This window comes from Ruegeria sp. N10 (assembly GCF_056531545.1).
In genome coordinates this window covers 88,855-109,750 of record NZ_JBQFLY010000011.1, presented here as the reverse complement: position 1 = coordinate 109,750, position 20,896 = coordinate 88,855, and the positions used below count along the sequence as shown (strand labels likewise).

20 protein-coding genes are annotated in these 20,896 nt (G+C 57.8%); 8 read left to right on the top strand and 12 right to left on the bottom strand.

The genetic code is table 11. From position 1 onward, the window contains the following. The first annotated feature begins 183 nt into the window (after positions 1-183). The 6 genes from ACR0JI_RS15130 (at position 184) to ACR0JI_RS15105 (ending at position 7,360) form a co-directional block, all read left to right on the top strand. The gene (locus ACR0JI_RS15130; protein WP_480494878.1) at positions 184-681 is read left to right on the top strand and encodes a class I SAM-dependent methyltransferase; all 498 of its coding nucleotides are present in this window, start codon (positions 184-186) and stop codon (positions 679-681) included. Between the two features lie 19 nt (positions 682-700). Further along, complete coding sequence (locus ACR0JI_RS15125; RefSeq protein WP_480494877.1) at positions 701-1,330, top strand: glutathione S-transferase family protein; 630 nt, start codon at positions 701-703, stop codon at positions 1,328-1,330. 110 nt (positions 1,331-1,440) lie between these two features. Beyond that, entirely contained in the window at positions 1,441-3,843 is a 2,403-nt protein-coding gene (locus ACR0JI_RS15120; RefSeq protein WP_480494875.1) for a GcvT family protein, read from the top strand. A gap of 2 nt (positions 3,844-3,845) precedes the next feature. Continuing rightward, positions 3,846-5,384: a trimethylamine methyltransferase family protein gene (locus ACR0JI_RS15115; protein WP_480494873.1), complete on the top strand. Its 1,539-nt coding sequence runs from the start codon at positions 3,846-3,848 to the stop codon at positions 5,382-5,384. Then, positions 5,385-6,059, top strand: a complete 675-nt coding sequence (locus ACR0JI_RS15110; protein ID WP_209505343.1) for a TetR/AcrR family transcriptional regulator — start codon at positions 5,385-5,387, stop codon at positions 6,057-6,059. It begins immediately after the preceding gene. Then, on the top strand, positions 6,056-7,360 hold the full coding sequence (locus ACR0JI_RS15105) for an NAD(P)/FAD-dependent oxidoreductase (RefSeq protein ID WP_480494871.1): 1,305 nt from the start codon (positions 6,056-6,058) through the stop codon (positions 7,358-7,360). The genes ACR0JI_RS15110 and ACR0JI_RS15105 overlap by 4 nt, the downstream gene beginning before the upstream one ends. Before the next feature lie 121 nt (positions 7,361-7,481). Here ACR0JI_RS15105 and ACR0JI_RS15100 read toward each other — a convergent pair whose 3' ends face one another. After that, a complete protein-coding gene (locus ACR0JI_RS15100) occupies positions 7,482-7,844 on the bottom strand; it encodes a DUF3307 domain-containing protein (RefSeq protein ID WP_480473810.1) in 363 nt (120 codons plus the stop codon). Between the two features lie 244 nt (positions 7,845-8,088). Between ACR0JI_RS15100 and ACR0JI_RS15095 the strand changes: the two genes are divergently transcribed. Beyond that, positions 8,089-11,085: a cyclic nucleotide-binding domain-containing protein gene (locus ACR0JI_RS15095; protein WP_480494909.1), complete on the top strand. Its 2,997-nt coding sequence runs from the start codon at positions 8,089-8,091 to the stop codon at positions 11,083-11,085. Positions 11,086-11,091: 6 nt separating this feature from the next. Here ACR0JI_RS15095 and ACR0JI_RS15090 read toward each other — a convergent pair whose 3' ends face one another. From ACR0JI_RS15090 to ACR0JI_RS15050, 9 genes are all read right to left on the bottom strand, one after another. Next, positions 11,092-11,379, bottom strand: a complete 288-nt coding sequence (locus tag ACR0JI_RS15090) for an ArsR/SmtB family transcription factor (protein WP_480473809.1) — start codon at positions 11,377-11,379, stop codon at positions 11,092-11,094. Positions 11,380-11,490: 111 nt separating this feature from the next. Then, entirely contained in the window at positions 11,491-12,723 is a 1,233-nt protein-coding gene (locus tag ACR0JI_RS15085; RefSeq protein ID WP_480473808.1) for a mandelate racemase/muconate lactonizing enzyme family protein, read from the bottom strand. Between the two features lie 23 nt (positions 12,724-12,746). Then, positions 12,747-13,841, bottom strand: coding sequence for a Zn-dependent alcohol dehydrogenase (locus ACR0JI_RS15080; RefSeq protein ID WP_480473807.1), 1,095 nt, complete (start codon positions 13,839-13,841; stop codon positions 12,747-12,749). Between the two features lie 82 nt (positions 13,842-13,923). Continuing rightward, positions 13,924-15,123, bottom strand: coding sequence for a TCR/Tet family MFS transporter (locus tag ACR0JI_RS15075; protein WP_480473806.1), 1,200 nt, complete (start codon positions 15,121-15,123; stop codon positions 13,924-13,926). 86 nt (positions 15,124-15,209) lie between these two features. Next, positions 15,210-15,926, bottom strand: a complete 717-nt coding sequence (locus tag ACR0JI_RS15070) for an alpha/beta fold hydrolase (RefSeq protein ID WP_480473805.1) — start codon at positions 15,924-15,926, stop codon at positions 15,210-15,212. Positions 15,927-15,938: 12 nt separating this feature from the next. After that, positions 15,939-16,727 (bottom strand): 3-oxoadipate enol-lactonase, encoded by a 789-nt coding sequence (pcaD, locus tag ACR0JI_RS15065; RefSeq protein WP_480473804.1) that lies wholly within the window; start codon positions 16,725-16,727, stop codon positions 15,939-15,941. A gap of 60 nt (positions 16,728-16,787) precedes the next feature. Continuing rightward, the gene (locus ACR0JI_RS15060) at positions 16,788-17,762 is read right to left on the bottom strand and encodes a threonine ammonia-lyase (protein WP_480473803.1); all 975 of its coding nucleotides are present in this window, start codon (positions 17,760-17,762) and stop codon (positions 16,788-16,790) included. Next, the gene (locus ACR0JI_RS15055; RefSeq protein ID WP_480473802.1) at positions 17,759-18,589 is read right to left on the bottom strand and encodes an alpha/beta fold hydrolase; all 831 of its coding nucleotides are present in this window, start codon (positions 18,587-18,589) and stop codon (positions 17,759-17,761) included. The genes ACR0JI_RS15060 and ACR0JI_RS15055 overlap by 4 nt, the downstream gene beginning before the upstream one ends. After that, the gene (locus ACR0JI_RS15050; RefSeq protein ID WP_480473801.1) at positions 18,589-19,275 is read right to left on the bottom strand and encodes a haloacid dehalogenase type II; all 687 of its coding nucleotides are present in this window, start codon (positions 19,273-19,275) and stop codon (positions 18,589-18,591) included. Before ACR0JI_RS15050 ends, ACR0JI_RS15055 begins: the two co-directional genes overlap by 1 nt. A gap of 125 nt (positions 19,276-19,400) precedes the next feature. On the opposite strand from ACR0JI_RS15050, the gene ACR0JI_RS15045 reads away from it, so the two are divergent. Beyond that, positions 19,401-19,829, top strand: a complete 429-nt coding sequence (locus tag ACR0JI_RS15045) for an FKBP-type peptidyl-prolyl cis-trans isomerase (RefSeq protein ID WP_209505363.1) — start codon at positions 19,401-19,403, stop codon at positions 19,827-19,829. A gap of 33 nt (positions 19,830-19,862) precedes the next feature. Here ACR0JI_RS15045 and ACR0JI_RS15040 read toward each other — a convergent pair whose 3' ends face one another. Continuing rightward, positions 19,863-20,042, bottom strand: coding sequence for a hypothetical protein (locus tag ACR0JI_RS15040; protein ID WP_480473800.1), 180 nt, complete (start codon positions 20,040-20,042; stop codon positions 19,863-19,865). 58 nt (positions 20,043-20,100) lie between these two features. Continuing rightward, positions 20,101-20,892 carry an enoyl-ACP reductase FabI gene (locus ACR0JI_RS15035; RefSeq protein ID WP_267366101.1) on the bottom strand — a complete coding sequence of 264 codons (792 nt, stop codon included), beginning with the start codon at positions 20,890-20,892 and terminating at the stop codon, positions 20,101-20,103. Positions 20,893-20,896: the final 4 nt, after the last annotated feature.

Sequence of the window (20,896 nt, the reverse complement as noted above, 5' to 3'; positions counted from 1 at the left end):
CCCGTGATTTTTTCGCCAGTGTCGCGCGGTTCCGCCTGTCTAGTCAAACCCGTTCTTGGGCTGAAATGTCGCGAAAATGTGAAACTTTGGGCTTCGTCGCTACACAAAGTCTTGAGAATTTGTCATCTAAGGCGGCGTCGGGGGCATCTATGCTTTCGATTGGTATCAAGGAGATATTTACCGGTGTCCAAGAATCAAAGCCGTCTGGACTTGTTTATCGATCGAATGGTGTCACAGCGCGCCTGTCTGGATCACGCGATTGCGCAAACGGCAGGCATGGCAGGTCCGGTGTTTGAACTGGGTCTGGGCAATGGGCGCACCTATCATCATCTTGTGCAGCACATCGATGGACGCCCTGTCTTTGTGTTCGAACGCGCGGTGGCTTCGCACCCCGATTCAACCCCGCCCGAGGATCGGGTGATCTTGGGAGATGTGCGCGAGACGCTGCCAGCGGCGGTCGACAGGTTTGGGCCGACGGCAAGCCTGATCCATGCAGACCTTGGAGGGCATAATCGCGAAAAGAACGACATCTTTGCTCGGCTTGTTTCCCCGTTGATCGAGTCCTTGCTGGCACCGGGTGGATTAATGGTATCAAGCGACCGGATGTATTTCGAGCGGCTGGAGGAAATGCCGTTGCCCGATTGTGCCGTCGAAGGGCGCTGTTTCATCTATCGGCGCTGATCAGAAAGAAGGGGCCCGCATGATATTCTACGATTGCTCTACAGCCCCAAACCCGCGCCGTGCTCGCATGTTCATCGCGGAAAAAGGGTTGGACATCGAAACGCACGAAATCTCGATTGCTAAGGGCACGCAGTTGAGCGCTGAGTTTCGTGCAGTGAACCCCCGGGCCACAATCCCGGTTCTGGTAACGGATGAAGGCGCAGTCCTGACCGAAAATCTTGGCATCGCCGCGTATCTTGAAGCGCGTTTCCCCGAGCCGTCCTTAATGGGCCGTACCGCTGATGAAAAAGGGTTGGTCTTGATGTGGAACGCAATTGCCGAGCAGCAGGGCGGTGCGCCCATCGCTGAGGCTTTGCGCAACAGCCACCCGGCGTTCAAAGACCGTGCTATTCCCGGCCCTGTTAACCATGCGCAGATCCCTGAGCTGGCGCTACGTGGGCGCGAGCGGGTTGCGTCGTTTTTCGAGCTGCTGGAGGCGCGGCTGATGCAAAGCGCGTATGTCGCTAGCGATGTATTCACTCTGGCGGATATATCCACTTTTGTTTTTGTCGATTTCGCGCGCGTCATAAAGATGCGGATACCGGACGGCAATACGAACACGCAGGTCTGGTTTGAAAGCGTGAAAGCCCGCCCAAGCGCGCAGCTTTAGGTTTGCAAAGCATTCGGCAGAGTTCTCGCATTCCGCACTGTACAGAAATGTCTAGACAGAACTGAACAGTGCTACTAGCGTCTTCCAAGATTCTGTTCAGGGAGGTCGGGATGAAATCCCAATATCGCGTAGTGGTCATTGGAGGGGGCGTCGTTGGTGCTTCGGTTCTGTATCATCTGGCCAAATTCGGCTGGTCGGATGTGGTCATGCTGGAAAGGCGGCGGCTGGCATCGGGATCGTCCTGGCATGCAGCGGGCGGCATCCATGCCCTGAACGCGGATCCAAACATGGCCTCGTTGCAGGCCTACACAATTGACCTACTGAGTGAGATCGAAAAAGAATCGGGCCAGAATATCGGTTTGCACATGACCGGTGGTCTGACGCTGGCCGGTACGCCTGAACGCTGGGAGTGGTTGCAGGCCAATTACCGCATCTTCCAGTCAATCGGCATTGATGATTGCGAGCTGCTGACCCCGCAAGAGGCACAGAGACGCTGCCCAATCATGTCAACCGACGGTGTTTTGGGCGCGATGTGGGCGGATCGCGAAGGGTATATCGATACGACAGGCACTGTTCAGGCTTATGCGACTGCGGCCAGAAAACGTGGTGCCGAATATTTCGAGGAAACCAAGGTCGAAGAGCTGATTCAGACAGATGATGGTTGGCAGGTTGTGACCGATAAGGGCACGATCACCTGTGAACATGTGGTCAACGCGGCCGGGCTCTGGGCCAAGCAGGTTGGGCGTATGGCCGGGGTAGAGCTGCCAGTCTCGCCGTTGAAGCACCACTATCTGATCACAGACACTGTGCCCGAAGTGGCACAGGCGGATTTCGAGATGCCGATGACTGTGGACCTCGAAGGATTCACTTATATGCGGCAGGACCAGAAGGGCGTTCTGGTGGGGATCTACGAGGTCGATCATGAACACTGGGCGATGGATGGTGCACCGTGGAACTATGGCGAGGAACTGTTTCAGGAACAGCTTGACCGGATCGAGAACGAACTGACATTGGGCTTTGAGCGGTATCCGTCAATCCAGAACGTGGGCATCAAGACATGGGTCAATGGTGCGTTCACGTTCTCGCCGGATGGTAACCCGCTGGTTGGTCCGGTTCCGGGCAAGCGCGGCTATTGGACCGCCTGCGCGGTGATGGCCGGGTTCCTGCAAGGTGGTGGCGTTGGGAAAACACTGGCCGAATGGATGATCCACGGCGAGCCTGAAGCGGACGCCTGGCCGATGGATGTGGCGCGCTATGGTGATTTCGCACAGAACAAGCGGTATATCCGTGAAACCACTGGCCAGTTCTATTCGCGCCGCTTTGTGATGACCTACCCGAACGAGCAATTGCCTGCGGGTCGCCCGCTGAAGATGGCTCCGGCGCATGACGCGATGACCGAGGCCGGATGCAAATGGGGTGTCAGCTGGGATCTGGAGGTGCCGCTGTATTTCGCGCTCAAAGGGTTCGAGGAAACGCCAACGCTCAAACGTTCGAACGCGCACGACATCGTGGCCGCTGAATGCAGGACCATCCGTGAGGGCGTGGGCCTGATGGATATCACGGGTTTTTCCCGCTTTGAGGTTTCGGGCCCAAATGCCAAAGCGTGGCTGGATAACGTTATGGCATCGAAACTGCCCGCCCCGGGTCGTGCCAAACTGGCGCCGATGCTGGGCGAGGACGGGCGGCTCAAAGGCGATCTGACCGTGTTGAACTGGGGCGATGGCACCTGGTGGATCATGGGCAGCTATTACCTGCGCGCCTGGCATATGCGATGGTTCAACGATCATATGACGGATGGGGTCACTGTCCGCGACCTGGGAGAGGAGTATTGCGGGTTCGCCGTGGTCGGACCAAAATCGCAGGCGGTGGTCGAAAAATTGGCCGAACAGGATATCTCGGGTCTGAAATTCATGGGCTGCGGTGATTTCGACATCGGTCTCGTCCGTGCCCGCGTGGCTCGTATGTCGGTGACCGGCGAAAAAGGGTATGAAATCAACTGCCGCTATGGCGATCACATCAAGCTGCGCCGCATTTTGCTGGAAGCCGGTGCAGAAGAGGGTATCCGCGAGTGCGGTTTCAATGCGATGCTATCAACCCGGCTTGAGAAAAGCTTTGGCATCTGGTCGGCAGAGTTCACGCAGGCTTACACACCCGGCATGACCGGCATGGATCGCTGGATCGACTGGGACAAGGATTTCATCGGCAAGAAGGCCGCTCTGGCCGAACGGGATGGCAATGGCCCGGCGCAGGTGCAGGTGACACTGGAAATCGATGCGTTGGACGCCGATGCCAGCGGGTATGAGCCGGTCTGGGCCAATGGTGAACGCGTGGGTTTTGTGACCTCAGGCGGTTACGGGCACTATACCGGCAAGTCGTTGGCAATGGCCTTGATTGACCGTGACAAGGTGGACCCGGGTACGGAACTGTCTGTCCATGTCGTAGGGGTGGAATGTCCGGCGCGGGTAATTGCACCGTCGCCCTACGACCCTCAGGGCAAAGCGATGCGGGGCTGATCATGACGGCTCCGGACCGACGACGCCGAAGGCGAGGGGGCGCGGCTGCCCCGCAGCCCAGCCGCGATGTGAACTATCGCCAGCTCAGGAACCCTTTCCCTTTGATGGAGGTGTTCCCGGCTGACCGGATCGCGGACATGCACGAGACAGCGTTGCGTACGCTCGAGGAGTTGGGTGTAAAGACCCTGCTTCCCGAGGCGCGCAAGCTGTTCAAGCAGGGTGGCGCGCGTGTGGATGAAGGCAGTGAAATGGTCTTTATCGGGCGCGAGATGGTTGAGGCTGCCGTTGCCTCGGCCCCCAAATCTATCGCTTGTCGCGCCGGTTCGCGGCATCGGGATTTCACTCTGGAACTGGGTTCGCTGGTTTTTCAACCGGGGGCAGGCGCGCCGAACGCAACCGATCTTGAGCGTGGCCGTCGCCCGGCGACCAGTCAGGATTATCTGGAGTTTCTGAAGCTCACCCATCATTTCGATGTGTTCCAGATGATCTCGCCTCAAGTTGAACCTCAGGATGTACCGACGCATTTGCGCCACTACTTCACGACACAAGCGCAGATGGAACTGACCGACAAGTTTCCGTTCCTCTTCTCGCGCGGCACGCCGCAGGTCATGGATTGCTTTGAGATGCTGTCCACGGCGCGCGGTCTGTCGGATGATGAGTTTCGGGGCAATGCGCATTGTTACACGATCATCAACACAAACAGCCCGCGCACGTTGGATATTCCCATGGCGCAAGGGCTGATCGACTTTGCGCGCCACGGTCAGATGTCGATCATCACACCGTTCACCCTGATGGGGGCGATGGCGCCGATCACCGTGGCCGGGGCAATCACCCTGTCCCATGCCGAGACGCTGGCCGCGCTGACCTTGGCGCAGCTGGCCAGACCGGGCGCTCCGGTGTGTTATGGCACGTTCACCAGCAATGTGGACATGAAATCCGGCGCGCCTGCATTCGGGACGCCCTCGCATTTTCAGGCGTCACTTGCTGCGGGCCAGTTGGCCCGTCACCTTGGCCTGCCCTGGCGGTCGGCGGCAGGGTCAGCGTCAAACAGCAACGACGTGCAAGCGGCGAATGAGAACCAGTTTGGCCTTTGGGGTTGCCTGATGGCCGGGGCGACTGTGATCATTCATTCCGCGGGCTGGCTGGAAGGGGGATTGACCGTATCCTTCGAAAAGCTGGTCTGCGATGCCGAGGTGCTGAATATGGTGGCCGAGCTTTGCGCGGGCGCGCAGGCGGGGTCCGCCGAGATTGGCTTTGATACCGCTTTAAGTGAGGTCGCGCCCGGCGGCCATTTCTTTGCTTGCCCCCAGACGATGGAGCGCTACACCACCGAGTTCTATCAACCGCATGTCCATGACTACGCCAATTTCGGCACATGGACCGAGCGCGGTTCAACAGATGCCAACCAACGTGCAACGGGGGTTTGGCAGGGTATCTTGAACGATTTCAAGGCCCCTGCCATAGACAATGATCGTTTTGGTGCCTTGCAGGACTTTATCGCACGTCGCACCGCAGAGGGCGGGGCGCCACCGGAGAGTTGAATGAACAACAAACCTATCCTTCACCGCGATGATCCCGAGGCCGAGCCCCTGATCGGCAATATCAAGGTCACCCGAGACGATTGGCTGAACGTAGCGATGGACGTGCTGATTTCGGACGGGGTGGACCAGATCAAGGTTCTTAACCTGGCCGAGCGGATGGCCGTGTCACGTTCATCCTTCTACTGGTACTTCAAGTCCAGACAGGAACTTTTGGATGCACTGCTGGCGCGGTGGCAGGCGACCAATACGGTTGCGCTTGTAAAACAGGCCGAAGCACCAGCCGAAACGATAACGGGCGCGGTCTGCAATGTGCATCGTTGTGTGGTCAACACGGACTTGTTTGACACCGCATTGGATTTTGCCGTGCGCGACTGGGCGCGTAAATCGGGCAAAGTACGCCGTGCGCTGGACCAGTCAGACACACGGCGACTTGAAGCTTTGCACGCGATGTTCGCCAGATACGGCTATTCCGAGATCGAGTCCGAAACGCGTGCGCGCGTGCTGTATTACATGCAGATCGGATATGATCTGGCACAATTGAACGAACCCTTCGAGACGCGGATCTCGATGGTGCCGCATTACCTATACGCCTTTACGGGCGTTGAACCGAAACCCGAAGAAGTTGAAGAATTCAGCGCATATTCCCGGCGCTACTGGAAAGGAGACCCGACATGAGTCAACCAGACGCAATCATCATTGGCACAGGTGTGATCGGCGCGGCCATTGCGTTCGAAATGTCCAAGGTGGGCTGGAAAACCCTGTCTCTGGATCGTAACGCACAGGTTGGGCACGGTTCAACCGCCGGGTCCTGCGCGATCATCCGGATGCATTATTCCACCTTTGACGGAACGGCGTTTGCCTGGGAAGGCTATCATTACTGGCGCGACTGGGCTGACTATCTTGGACTGCCAGAGGGGGCCAATCTGGCTCAGTTCAGGGAAACCGGCTGCCTGGTCATGAAGACCGAGGCGAACGGGATGCTGGAAAAGCACATGCGCAATTCATCAGAACTGGATTGCCCGTTCGAAGAATGGTCGGGGGAAAAAGTGGTTGAACGCCTGCCGGTTTATTCGTTGGACAGCTTTGCCCCGGCGCGCCGCATGGATGACCCGGAATTCGGCCAGCCCAACGGGCGAAAGATGACGGGTGGAGTGTACTGGCCGCAGGCGGGATATGTCACCGACCCGGCCTTGTCGGCGCAAAACCTGATGGATGCTGCCAAACAGCACGGGGCCGAGGTCCGCACCAGTGCCGAAGTTACCGAGATCCTGACCGAAGATGGTCGCGTTTCCGGAGTCAAGCTGGCCTCGGGCGAAGAAATCCGCGCAAGGGTTGTCGTGAACGTGGCCGGGCCGGGCTCGGCTATCATCAATGGGATGGCAGGCGTTCTGGACGACATGACCATCAAAACCCGCCCCCTGCGGCAAGAGGTCGTGCATGTCCCTGCCCCGGAGGGGTTCGACTTTGAAAACGACGGAACCATCGTCTCGGACAGCGACATCGCCTGCTATTGCCGCCCGGAACACGGCAATCACATCCTTGTGGGATCTGAGGACCCGGAATGCGATCCGCATCAATGGTGCGAGGATGATGTCACCTATAACCGAGAGTTCACGGACCAATGGACCACACAGGCCATGCGATACGCGCAGCGTGTACCCAGCCTTGGTATTCCATCAAAAACGCGGGGCGTGGTTGACCTTTACGATGCCTCTACTGACTGGATTCCGATCTATGACAAATCCAGCTTGCCGGGGTTTTACATGGCCTGCGGGTCCAGCGGGAACCAGTACAAGAATGCACCGATTGCGGGTAAGATGATGGCGGCCCTGATCGCGTATTGCGAAGGCGGAGCGGACCACGACGCGGAACCACTGCAATTTGAACTGCCTTATATCAAACGCACCATCGACGTGGGCTTTTACTCACGCAAGCGCCCGATCAATGAGGAAAGCAGTTTTTCGGTTCTGGGCTAGTCGGGTTTTTGCAACAATCAAAGTCGAGCGGGGCAGGTTTACAGCTTACCTCGCTATGACCGACCGAAGGATCGGCGCATAGCTTCCAGGCTGCGAAACGGACAGTATACCCTGATGTTAGTTACGTTGCCGCGAAGGTGACCCAGGCCCAGACCATCGCCACATAGGTCAGGTTGTGCAGGCACTGATCCAGCCCAGCCGCACGCCAGAATGCGGCCTGCGTGGGCTCAAGTTGTTTCTTGTCTGAATAGCTGGCTTTCACGAAATCGATATTGAAGTGAATGACCCATTCAAGCAATTCGACAATCAGGATAAACAACAGCGGCGCGCCGAAAGCGGCAAACACGATGACAGAGCCCGCAACATGAACTGCTGCGTGCTGCGCGCGTCCCAAGTGAAAATACTCGCCTCTGCCAGAGAGCATCTTCGGTGTCTGGAGGTAGTAGTCAGCGAACATATGCTTAATCTGTAAAAGGCAAAGCATAAGTAGCACTGCGCCAATACTGGCAGTCAAAAGAACCCTCCCGATATCGTTCAAAACCGACTTTAGGCAATAACACGGCCATGCGTAAATGAACTAGTTCACATAAGATAAAGAAAATTCTCAGGAGGGAAAAAATTTGCATAACGTGTCAGTATGGCAGTAAATTCAAACTGTTGAATTTGGGCGCACGGCGTCCGGGCCGTGTTATCGGCCAGCAGTAGGGGCAGGTTCCATAGAACGCACGATTTTCCGCTTTATCTGGAAATACTCCAAACGTGATCAGCTGATCCTGCTGGCTGTGACGGCGACGTTGTTTCCGTTGCTCTATCTTACGCTGGAGTTGCCCAAGCGTATCATCAACGACGCAATCGGTTCGACAACGGCCGAAGTGGATGTCTGGGGCTATACGCTTTCACAGACGAATTTCCTGATCATCTTGTGCTTTGCTTTCCTTGTTGCCGTGTTGGCGCACGGGCTGATGAAAATGCGCATCAACACCATGAAGGGTGTGCTGAGCGAACGCATGCTGCGACGGTTTCGGTATCAGCTGGTCAGCCGCGCGCTTCTTTTTCCGCAACCCTATTTCGAACGGGTCAGCCAAGGCGAAATGGTCTCGATGATCACGGCTGAAAGCGAACCAATGGGGGGGCTGATGGGCGATGCGATCAGCCAGCCGGTTCTGCAAGCCGGTCAGATGATCACCATCCTTTCTTTCTTGTTCTTGCAAAGCTTTTGGTTCGGGCTGGCCGCTGTCGCCCTGATCCCGGTACAGGCCTGGTTAATCCCCAAATTACAACGTCAGATCAACCTGTTGAACAAGAAACGCATTCAGGAAGTACGGGCGTTGGCTGCCCAGATCGGCGAAAACGCGGCAGGGGCGTCAACCCTACGCAGCAATGGCGGTTGGCGCTATCGCAGGGCTATGGTTTCCGATCAATTGGGGCGGCTTTTCACGATCCGCTTTGAGATTTACCAGAAGAAGTTCTTTATGAAGTTCATAAACAACTTCATCTCGCAGCTGACACCATTCATGTTCTACCTGATTGGTGGCCTTCTGGTGTTGCAGGGTTCGGTTTCGCTGGGGGCATTGGTTGCCGCGCTAGCGGCGTACAAGGATCTGAGCTCACCCTGGAAAGAGCTGTTGACCTATTACAACCAAACCCAGGACATGTCGTTGCGCTGGGAAATCGTCGTTGACCGTTTCGATCCGGCCGGATTGAAGGATGAAGTGCTGTTCGAGGGCGAACTAGCAGAGCGCCCCCACCTGAGCGGCGATATCGTGTTGAATCACGTTTCAGTTCGCGACATGGACGGAAATCAGGTGCTGGATGATCTGAATCTTACTTTTCCCGGTGGCAAGACGATTGGTATCGCCGCACCCAGCGAAGAGGATCGGCGCGCCATGGGTGAGCTGCTGACCCGCGAGATTTTGCCCGCTGCCGGCACGGTTCAGGTTGGGGATCTGAACCTGGCAGATCTGCATCAGGGCGTTGTGGCCGCGCGTATCGGGTACGCAACGTCCCGCCCGGTCATGTTTCAGGGAACGTTGGGTGACAACGTGATGATGCCGATGCGATTCAAACCCTTGGCTGAATCCTCAGACGACCCTGATTTTGCCGAGACTTTGCGGGCTGGAAACAGCATGGATCCGTTCAGGGTGGAATGGCTTGACCCGGCGCTGGCCGGGTTTGAAGACGCGACGGCGTTGCGCGACTGGTGGTTGCAGCTGATTGATGGAATGGGGTCTGGTGCAGCCTTGTTTCGGCGCGGTGCCGAACAAAGCTTTGTTGCGACCGAACACTGCGAACTGGCAAGGAAACTGGTCGAGCTGCGCCCGCTTGTGCGGCAGGCGGTCCATGACGCGGGTCTTGAGCAGCAGGCGCTGATATTCGACCGGAATGCTTACAACCCGGCGCTGCCTGTTGCCGAGAACCTGCTTTTTGCGACGCCCCGCGTGCCGGTGACGCAGGCGTTGCTTGCCCGGCAGAAGGTTTTCCTCATGCAGTTGCGAGAGCTGGGGCTGGATGAGACGCTGATCGCCCTGACCCGTGACGTGATCGAGATGCTGCGACAGATCTTCGGGTTCGACGGAACCGACCATCCGTTGTTCCGCAAGCTGGGTCTTGATGCAAAGACTTATGAGGCAGCTGTGGAGCTGGTTGAACAGACCCGCAAAGAGGGAACATCAGGGCTGGATGACGAACAGCTGGCCAGTATGTTGGCCGTGCCTTTCGTCGTCTCGGCTGAGCAGATTGGCCCGGCTTTCACGGATGAGCTGAAAGACCGCATTCTGGAACTGAGGCAGAGTCATTCGGATAAGCTGTTGGAAAGCCTCAAGGACGCATTTGTTCCGCTGGATCCGGAAGATTTCGCGCCTGGATTGACGGTCATGGAAAACGCGCTGTTCGGCAAGGTCAGCCAGATAGGCGGCGCGCGATCGGATGAGGCCCGCAAGGTCATTGTCGACGTGTTGGAGGAGAACGGCGCGCGTCCTTTGGTGGTCGAGCTGATTTATGACATTCCGGTTGCTTTGGGTGGGCAGAGCCTTCCGGCGGTTTTTGCCGAACCGCTGGCGTTTACCCGCGCGACAATCAAGAAGCCAGATATCCTGATCCTGGAGCAGGCATTGGCCAGTTACGACATGAAAACGCAGGTATCGGTTTACAAGAAGCTGCGCGAGTTGCTGCCGGATGCCACGGTGTTCTACCTCAATGACCAGTTCGAAAACCCGGACGTATTCGACATGTTCGTGGAAATCCGGCAAGGTCGTGTCGTCTCGGATGGAGGACCGGTAGACGTGGGAAAAGACAGCGCATCTTCAGCAGATCTGGCGCGGAAACTGCGCGCGCTGGAGCAGACCCCCTTGTTTTCAGGTCTGGACCGGAGGCAATTGCGCCTTCTGGCTTTTGGGGCGCAATGGTTCGATGCCAAGCCTGGGCAGGTGGTGTTCCTGAAAGATGATCAGCCCACCGATGGCGCTTATGTAGTGCTGGAGGGAGAGGCAGGCCTGTACCTGCCACAGGAAGATGGACCCGATCAGTTGATCACCACCGTGGGGCCGGGCGCATTGGTGGGTGAACTTGGTCTGATCCGCAAAGAACCACGCGCGCTGAGCATGGTGGCCGAAACACAACTATCCTGCCTTAGGATCGGTGAGGAAGAATTCCTGGCCGTTGTGGAAAACGATGCGGCAACCGCGTTCAAGCTGATGCAGGTGATCGCCGGTTACGTGTCCAATTAGGCGTGATCAGCTGGCAGGCTCGCAAAACAGCTCGTACAGCAGACCGATCATCTGCGCTGCATTTCCATCGCTTAGCGAATAATAGATCGTTTTGCCATCTCTTCGGGTGGTGACAAATCCTTCCTCCCGCAGACGGGCCAACATTTGGCTGACGGCGGCTTGTCGTAATTGCAGCAAATCCTCAAGCTGGCCTACCGATTTCTCGCCATTCCCAAGGTGGCACAGGATCATCAGGCGCCCTTCATGCGCCAGTGTCTTGAGAAATGCAGCCGCGCGGGCTGCATTTTCTTTCATTTCTGATGGTGTGTCCGAGGTGTGTGCCTGAGGTTCGGTTTCTAGGAGTGTCACGTTTTGACCGTTGTGCCGTTAATCTTGGGTCAATATGCCTCAAACCCGTCTGCGTTGTCACCCCTCGGTTGCAGGGGCACCGCCCTGAAAAGCATTGCCATTAACGTAATCGCAGGGCTCTTCCTGCATCTGCAAGTGCAAGCCGCGACCTTCATACGGGTGCGCGCGGGCCAGGTCTTCGTCGACATCGATCCCAAGTCCCGGCGCTGTCGGAGCGATCACGAAGCCGTCCTCTATCTGAATGGAACCTTTGATCAGCTGGTTGTGGAACGGGGTTTCAATGGTTTCCAGCAGCAGCAGGTTCGGGATCGACGCGGCCAGGTGGATATTGGCGGCCCATTCGACCGGTCCTGCATAAAGATGTGGCGCCATCTGAGCATTGAATATCTCTGCTATAGCGGCGACTTTCTTCATCTCCCAGATTCCTCCGGCTCGCCCCAGCGCCGGTTGTAGGATTTCCGCAGCCCCGGCGCGCAGAACGGCTCCAAACTCGGCCTTCGTTGTCATGCGCTCTCCGGTGGCGATGGGGATACGGACGTTGCGGGCGACACGGGCCATGTCTTCGATCATATCAGGTGGCGTGGGTTCTTCGAACCATAGGGGCTGATATGGTTCCAGCGCCTGTCCCAGCCTAATGGCACCAGCCGTGTTGAACTGACCGTGTGTGCCAAACAGCAGGTCGGCCTTGTCCCCTACCGCTTCGCGAATTGCCTTACAAAAGGCGACGGACATGGAAATGTCACTCAACGCGGGCATGTGGCCGCCACGGATTGTATAAGGGCCCGCCGGGTCGAATTTTACAGCGGTATAGCCGCGTCGCACCATTTCAGCGGCTGTTTCACCCGCTTGTTCGGGAGAGGTCCAGAAGTCGGTCAGATTGTGATGCGGCAAAGGGTAGAGGTAAGTGTAGGAGCGAATTCGCTCGTTCACCTTGCCGCCCAACAGGGCGTAAACCGGGCGGTCGTGATCCTTGCCCAGAATATCCCAACAGGCGATCTCCAACCCCGAGAATGCGCCCATCACCGTCAGGTCGGGGCGCTGCGTGAAGCCGCTGGAATAGGCACGGCGGAACATAAGCTCGATGTTTTCGGGGTTCTCGCCCAGCATGTGCCGTTCGAACACATCCCGGATGACGTGGCGCATCGCCTCAGGTCCGACGGACGAGGCATAGCATTCGCCCCAACCGGTTATGCCGGTGTCTGTCGTCAGTTTGACCAATATCCAGTATCGCCCCCCCCAACCCGGAGCGGGTGGGGCGGTGACGATGATGTCGAGATCCTGCAGTTTCATCTCAGTTCCTCCGAGCCGGGAGATCAGGTTCTGTCGAACAGGATCACGTTGCGCTTGGCAGATCCGGTTTTGGTATCGGCAATGGCCTCGTTGATCTGATCCAGCGACCAGCGGCCCGAGATCAGCTCGTCCAGTTTCAACCGACCCTGCTCGTAGAGGTCGATCATCCAGGGGATGTCCCGCTGAATAACCACATCACCCATTTTTGAGCCGACAACACCCTGGCCGAGGGCTGCCAGAACAACCGGTTCATAGCTGGCCATGCCGCCCGAATGCGGCATTCCGATCATGATGGCCTTACCGCCGCGGCCAAGATAACGCGGGGCCTGATCATAGGCGGCGATTGCACCGACCGTAATCAGAACCGCATCGGCACCGCGTCCGCCAAGGGCTTTGAACGCTGCCTTCCAGGGTTCTTTCAGGCTGGCCAGCACGCCATGGGTCGCGCCGAACTCCTTCGCGATTTCCAGCTTTTCTTCAGTCATGTCGACGGCCACGATCCGTCGTGCTCCTGCGATCCGTGCGCCCTGAATGGCGTTCAGGCCAACACCACCCGCACCGATGACAACGACATCCTGACCCGGACGCAAATTGGCGGCGTTTACAGCAGCGCCGACCCCGGTGATCACCCCGCAAGACAGAAGGCTGGCCAGGTCTTTGGGCAGGCTTTCGGGTATCCTGACGATCTGCCGATGGCTCACCACAACTTTTTCGGCAAACGCGCCGCAGGCCATGGCCTGTTCCAGAGGACTACCGTCAGCCGTTTTTAGCGGGCCTTTGACGGTGTCGTACGGTGTTTCGCAATTTGTCGGGTGCCCTCCGGCACAGCTGGGGCAGGACCCGCACGCGCGGATCAGCGTCACAACCACAGGCTCGCCAATCCTGAAGTCCCCAGCGGCCTCTCCGACTGCGGAGATCACACCTGCGGCTTCGTGTCCGTAAACGGCGGGCAGGAACCCTCCCCAGGCACCCTCGGCATAGGATATGTCTGAATGGCATATGGCCACTGCATCCAGCGTCACTTCGACTTCGCCCGTGCCGGGGGGCGCCAGTTGAACCTCTTCGATAACCAGGGGTTCGCCGAATGCCCGGCAGACTGCGGCTTTGATTGTTTGCATGTTTTCCCTCATTCCCGTTGGCCCCACGGTGGCGTGGGAAAGCGTTGATCGCAAGGCGGAAACCGCCATGTGAGTGTCGTTGTTAAGCCACGACAGGCGGGGACCGGCGAAACAAAACGAACCCGGCCAGCATCAGCGCCAGTGCCAGCAGGAAAGGAGCACCCGGCAGGTACAGCGGTGTGTCGGGGCGAATGAACTGCGCAAATACGCTGGTCATGACCAGGGGCGAGATTACCATCGAAAGCGCGTTGAGCGCGGCGAGGACGCCCTGCAACTCTCCTTGCTGCGAATCTGGTGTCGCTTTGGACATCATTGCCTGAAGTGCCGGTGTGGCTATTGCCCCGATTGCGGTGATTGGGATGAACAAAAGCGCAATGAACCCGTTGGTCAGAAAGGCCAGAATTGCGAAACTAAGAATTTCAAAACCCATCCCGTAGATGATGGCACCCCGTTCTCCGCACAATCGGATTGCGGGGCGGATCAGACCGCCCTGCACAACGGCCATGCCGATCCCATAGACGCCCAGTGACAGGCCGATCATCTGAGGGGACCATCCGAACCGCTCGGTGGTGAAAAAGGACCAGATAGCGGGGTAGACGTAGATTGAGACCGAATACAGAAAGTAGACCCACAGCATAGGTCGGATACCGGGCAGTGCAGCAATGGCGCGCAGCGAATTCACCGGGTTGGCGCGGCGCAGGTTGAAGGCGCGCCGGGTCTTGTCGGTCACGGTTTCAGGCATCACGAAGCAGCCGATGGCAAAGATCAGTGCCACCAGACCTGCCGCAGCCCAAAACGGGGCACGGGTTCCATATTCGCTGAGCAACCCGCCGATCACTGGTCCGAGCACAAATCCGACGCCAAAGGCCGCCCCCAACAGGCCAAAGTTTGCGGCCTTGTCCTTGGGATCGGAAATATCCGCCATGAACGCGGCGGCGGTGGAATGCGTGGCTGCGGTAATACCGCCGACAATACGACCGGCCAGCAACAGCCAGATACTGCCCGCCACTGCCATAACCATATAATCAAGCGCCATGACGAACAGCGACAGCAGCAGCACAGTTCTGCGGCCATAGGCGTCGGACAGGTTTCCAAGGATTGGACCAAAGATAAATTGCATCGCCGCAAAAGCGGTACTCAGCACTCCGCCCCAGATCGCTGCATTGGCAAGCGAACTGCCCTGCACATCAACAATCAGTTGCGGCATGATCGGCATAACCAGACCAATGCCCATTGCGTCGATCATGACGATGCTGAGGATGAAGAGTGATGGCAGGCGCATGGAACTCGGGCGGGTGATCTGTTCGTGGCACCCTAGGCACAGTCACTGAATGTGGAAAGACAGAGTTTCACGTCCAACCTGCTGCATCACTCAAATTTGCTTGCCAATTCGCTCAGCAATCCGGCCAGTTCCTGTGGATGCGAGAAAAACGGAGAATGCGAACTGTCGATGGTTAGCCGCAGGTCCTTCGGGATAAACGCGCACATGTCCGCCTGATATTCCGCGGGGATCGTTCGGTCATCTGTGGTGCGGATATAGGCCTTGGGCACTTCGTTGAAATTCGTGCCGACCGGCAGTGGTGTTTCCTGGGGGCGAATGGCCTGTGGGCACAGGCGCGCATAGGCGTAAGGCAGGATATCGTCCGGGCAATCGTGGTAGAACAGCTTTGGGATGGCATCTACCGACACGGTGTAAGACAGCCCGTCAGACGATTTGTCAATCGCGTGGGCAATTGTCTGCTGCGGGCCGCGTCTGCGCATTTCTGCCAGCGAAAGGCCATCGTGAGGCACGTAGGCGCACAGAAAGATCAGGGCGCGCATGGCGTCCGGTCGAGCTTCGGCGGCGGCGCTGATCGGATACCCGCCCCACGAGTGACCCACGACAATCGTATCGGGCGTGCAGGCGTTCAGAACGGCATCGCGGCAATTTTCCAGCGTCACCTCGGACACCGGCGTTGGATCTGCACCATGGCTGGGCAAGTCGATGGCCCGGGCCGAATGTCCCAGAGCTTCCAGCGCGGGGATCAGGTCGCGCCAGCACCAGGCTCCGTGGCAGGAGCCGTGGACCAACAGGAAAGACGCCATCGCTGTTCTCCTTCAGATATGCCCGATATCGGTCAGAAACCGGGTCAGGATTGCTGCGTATTCTGCGGGTTTCTCGACGCAGGGCAAATGGCCAGCTCTGCGGATCAGTTCGAACCGCGATCCGGGGATCAGGTCGACAGTTTCGCGCACCAGATCGGGCGGGGTCGAGCCGTCCTCGCTTCCGGCGATGCCAAGCGTGGGAAGGCGCAGGCCGCTTGTGGGTGTATAGAAGTCGGTCCCGGCGACGGCAGCGCAACAGCCCAGATATCCGTCAAGCGGTTGGCTGATCATCATGTCGCGCCATGGCAGGTGGTTTTGCGCTGCGCGGAAATCACGGGAAAACCAGCGTTCCATCGTGGCGTCTGCCACCGCTTCAATCCCGCCGCGACGCACAGCGTCGATCCGATCCTGCCAGACTGCGGGTGTGGCGATTTTGGCAGCGGTGTTCGACAGAACCTGCGCACGTATCTGATCCATACGTTTGACGGCCAGCCCCTGTGCGATCATCCCGCCAATGGACAGGCCGACAAAAACGCAGTCGCGAACCTTCAGGTGATCCAGCAGCGACTCGGCATCGCGGATCAGGGCACCCATAGAATAAGGCGCCGGTGGAACCGAGGATTGCCCATGCCCGCGTTTGTCATACCGGATGATACGCAACCCTTTGGGCAGGTGCGGTAACACTGCGTCCCATATGTGCAGGTTTGTTCCCAATGAGTTGGCAAAAACCAGTGGCGCGCCGTCCGCCGCACCATCGACACGGTAATTCAGTTTCACGTCGCCCAGATCAGCGATCATCATGACTCAGGTCCTTGCAGCCCCGGCTTTCCAGGTGCAACTTGCACAGGTTTGGGATGCCTGTCAGGTCAGGAATTCCAACGCCCTGGCAAAAACATCCGGATCGACGTTACCACCCGATGTGACCACGATCACGTCGTCGCCCTCAATCTCGTCGCCCCGGAACAGGGCCGAGGCCAATGCAACTGCGCCGCCGGGCTCCAGCACGATCTTGAGGCGCAGGAAAGCAAGTGCCATAGCCCGCAGGGCCTCTTCTTCGGTCACCGAAATACCGGGCCCGCAAAGACGGTTTAGGATGGGAAAGGTGATGTCGCCGGGTTGCGGTGTCAGGATGGCATCGCAAATATTGCCTGATGCCGCGTTGTTGTTCTGAATCCGTCCCGTCGCCAGTGATCGTTTGACGTCATCGAACCCTTCCGGTTCGCACGGGCGTGCCCTTAGGTCGGGGGCGTGTTTTTCCAATGCCAGTGCAATGCCAGAGGTGAGGCCGCCACCGCCGCAACAGACCAGAACATCCGCCTGAGATAACCCAAGTTCCGCGGCCTGTCTGGCGATTTCCAAGCCGGTAGTACCTTGCCCGGCAATCACCTGAGGTTCGTCATATGGCCGGATCAGAGTCAGCCCGCGTTCGGCGGCGATGGTCTCCCCGATCTCTTCACGGCTTTCGTTTGCACGGTCGTAAAGAACGACATCACCTCCAAGCGCGCGGGTGTTTTCGATTTTCAGGTGTGGCGCGTCCGACGGCATGACAATGACCGAAGCAATACCGTGTTTCGCCGCCGCCATCGCAACGCCTTGTGCGTGATTGCCCGAAGAATATGCAATCACGCCGCGCGGGCGTGTGTCTTCGTCCAGCGCGGATATGGCAGACCAAGCTCCCCGAAACTTGAAACTGCCCGTATGTTGCAGGCATTCCGGCTTGACCCAAATCCGGCGCCCGGCAATCGCGTCAAGAAATGGCGACGACAGAATTGGTGTCTCGCGGACATGTCCATTAAGCCGTATGGCCGCGGCTTCGATCATTTCAATTGTGCTCATGCAGCGTTCTTCAATACCTTTTTGATGACATCCAGAGATTGAGGCTCATTCAAGAACGGAACATGCCCACGATCCGGTACTTCGGCCGAGATCAGACCGGGATGCCGCCGGTGCATCTCAGCCAGTGTTTCTGCGCTCAGAACGTCCGAGTTTGCGCCCCTGATCGCGCCGCATGGAATGTTGCGCAGCGCTTCAAAAAACAACCAATAGTCGGGTATAGCACCGCTCGCGGCCTGTTCCAGAAGCGCCTTGCGCAGGGCCGGATCATAGCGCAGCGCCAGCCTGTCCCCTTGTTGTTTATATTGAATTTCGGCCTGTTTGCGCCAGATCTCCAGGGGAACTCCGGGGAATTGCGGCTCCATCACATGTTTCAGGGCGGCAGCAGCTTCGTCATGGGTTTTCGCGGTGGGTTGTGCGCCCACATAGGCCATGATCTTGGCGATGCCTGACGTCTCGATGACGGGCCCCACATCGTTCAGAATCAAACCGGCCAAGCGTTCGGGGTGGCTTGCTGCCAGTGCCATGGCAATCAGCCCGCCCCGCGAGGTGCCCAGAATGACCGCTTTTTCGATGCCCAGAAAATCCAGCAGTTCAATCGCGTCATGGGATTCACGAAAGATGTTGTAGTTCATGAAATCGGGGTCGTAGTCCGAGCGGCCGCGCCCCCTGTAATCCATCGCAATCATGCGCAGTTCAGTGGCATGTGGTGCGAAATACGAAAAATCCCGGCTGTTTCTGGTCAATCCGGCCAGACACAAAAGCGGCGTGCCCGATCCATGGTCTTCGAAATAGATGCGCTTGCCGTCCGAAGTCGTAAAGTCTGACATCAAAGACCAGCCAGCTTGGGAATGGTGGTCAAATCAGACAGAACATGCGCTGGCGTCCACGGCAGCCGGTCCATTGGTTCCCCGATCCGATTGACCCAGACGGTGACAAAACCATAACCGCTGGCCCCCGCGGCATCCCAGCCGTTTGAACTGACGAACAAGACTTCGTCGCGGGCGCAGTCAAACCTGTTCTGAACCAGATCATAGACACGGGAATGGGGCTTGAAGACCCCAACGCTTTCGACCGACAGCACGTCATCCAGCACATCGCCGATCCCGGCGGACTGAACAGCACCGTCCAGCATGGGCGGTGATCCGTTGGACAGGATGGCAGTCTGCATCCCGCCATCCTTGAGGGTTTTCAACATGGCAGGAACTTCGGGATAGGCCTGCAACTCCCAATAAAGATCCAGCAAGCGTTGGCGCAGTTCAGGGTTGCCCTGCAGGCCTGCAGCTTCCAGCGCCCAGTCCAGCCCGTCCTGCGTGACATCCCAGAAGTCCGCATGCGCATCAGCCACTGCACGCAGCCACGTGTATTGCAATTGCTTCAGGCGCCAATGTCCCGCGACCTCGGGCCATTTGTCTTTCAGTGCTTCGAATCCAGGTTCGCTTGCCGCCTGCCGGGCGGCGGCCGCAACATCAAACAGTGTTCCGTAGGCGTCGAACACGCAGGTCGTGACTGCCATATGACCCTCCTTTGATTGCGCGCAGGTTGGCACAACACGGAATGGGGGGAAAGGGCCAAGGGTTTACAACTTTGTGTCAATCTCTAGGGTTGGCCGCTTAACCCCTAAAACGGCCGGAGGCCACTATGACCGAAATCAAGCAAGGCGACACGGTTCGCATCCATTACACAGGGACATTGCTGGATGGCAAAGTCTTTGACAGCTCGGATGGGCGCGATCCGTTGGAGTTCGTGGTTGGATCGGGTCAGATTATTCCCGGTCTGGACAGTGCCATGCCCGGTTTGTCCGCAGGTGACAAGAAACGGGTCGAGATTGCCTGTACCGACGCCTACGGCCCGATCAATCCTGCGATGCGTCAGGAAATCCCCCGTGAGGGTATTCCCGAGGATATTCCGCTGGATCCGGGCACTCAACTGCAGATGCAGACACCGGACGGTCAGGCCGTACCAGTGACAGTTGTGGACGCCAACGAAGCGACTGTAACCCTGGATGGGAATCATCCGTTGGCCGGACAGGATCTGGTGTTTGAGATTGAAGTCGTCTCGATCAATTGAGACTTAGTTCGGGTTGGAAATCCTGCACGGACTTCAGCCGATCAAAGATTCAACAGCTGCACGTACCTGTGGCTGGGTGAAAAAGACAAACACCAGCAGCAATGAAGTCAGCGCGAGCAGCAGCACTCTGGCCCGCTGGCTGAGGAAACCGGATTTCTTCCGGCTTTGCACTGACCGTGCGTTGTTTGCAATGATTTGATCTAGCTTGCTCATATCGAAGTCCTGCCGCCCAAAGATGGTGAAATCTTGGCGGCGGCAGGGAAAGATATGGTCACATGAAATCGGGTTGTGGCATGCCCAGAACGTGGAAACCACCGTCAACGCGGATGATTTCACCAGACGTGCAGGCACCCGCATCAGATGTCAGGTAAACTGCGGTCCCGCCAACAGCTTCCAGTGTGGCATTCGAACGCATCGGCGCATTCTGATCACAGAACTTGTATGTCCTGCGCGCTCCGCCAATGGCCGCACCGGCAAGGGTTTTCATCGGCCCAGGTGAGATTGCGTTCACGCGGATACCATCCGGGCCAAGGTCATTGGCCAGATAACGGGTCGCCGATTCCAGCGCAGCCTTGGCAACACCCATGACGTTGTAGTTCGGTACAACCCGGTTTGATCCCTGATAGGTCAGCGTCAGCAGCGAACCCCCATTGTCCTTCATCATCGGATAGGCGCGGCGCGCCACCTCGATGAAAGAATAGGCCGACACGTCCATCGAGTGTTTGAAGTTCGCCCGCGTGGTATTCAGAAACCGGCCTGTCAGCTCGGACTTATCCGAATACGCAATGGCATGAACAACAAAGTCGATGGTGGGCCAACGCTGAGCCAGCTCACCAAAGGCGCGATCCAGTGACTCGTCGTCGGTCACATCGGCATCCACCATGAAATCGCTGCCCAAGCTTTGAGCGAGAGGTTCCAGCCGCTTGCCGAACGCTTCGCCCTGATAGGTGAAGGCCAGTTCTGCGCCTGCCTCGTGCATGGCCTTGGCAATGCCCCACGCGATTGAGCGGTCATTGGCCACGCCCATGATCAGGCCGCGTTTACCTTTGAGAAGATCCGACATCACT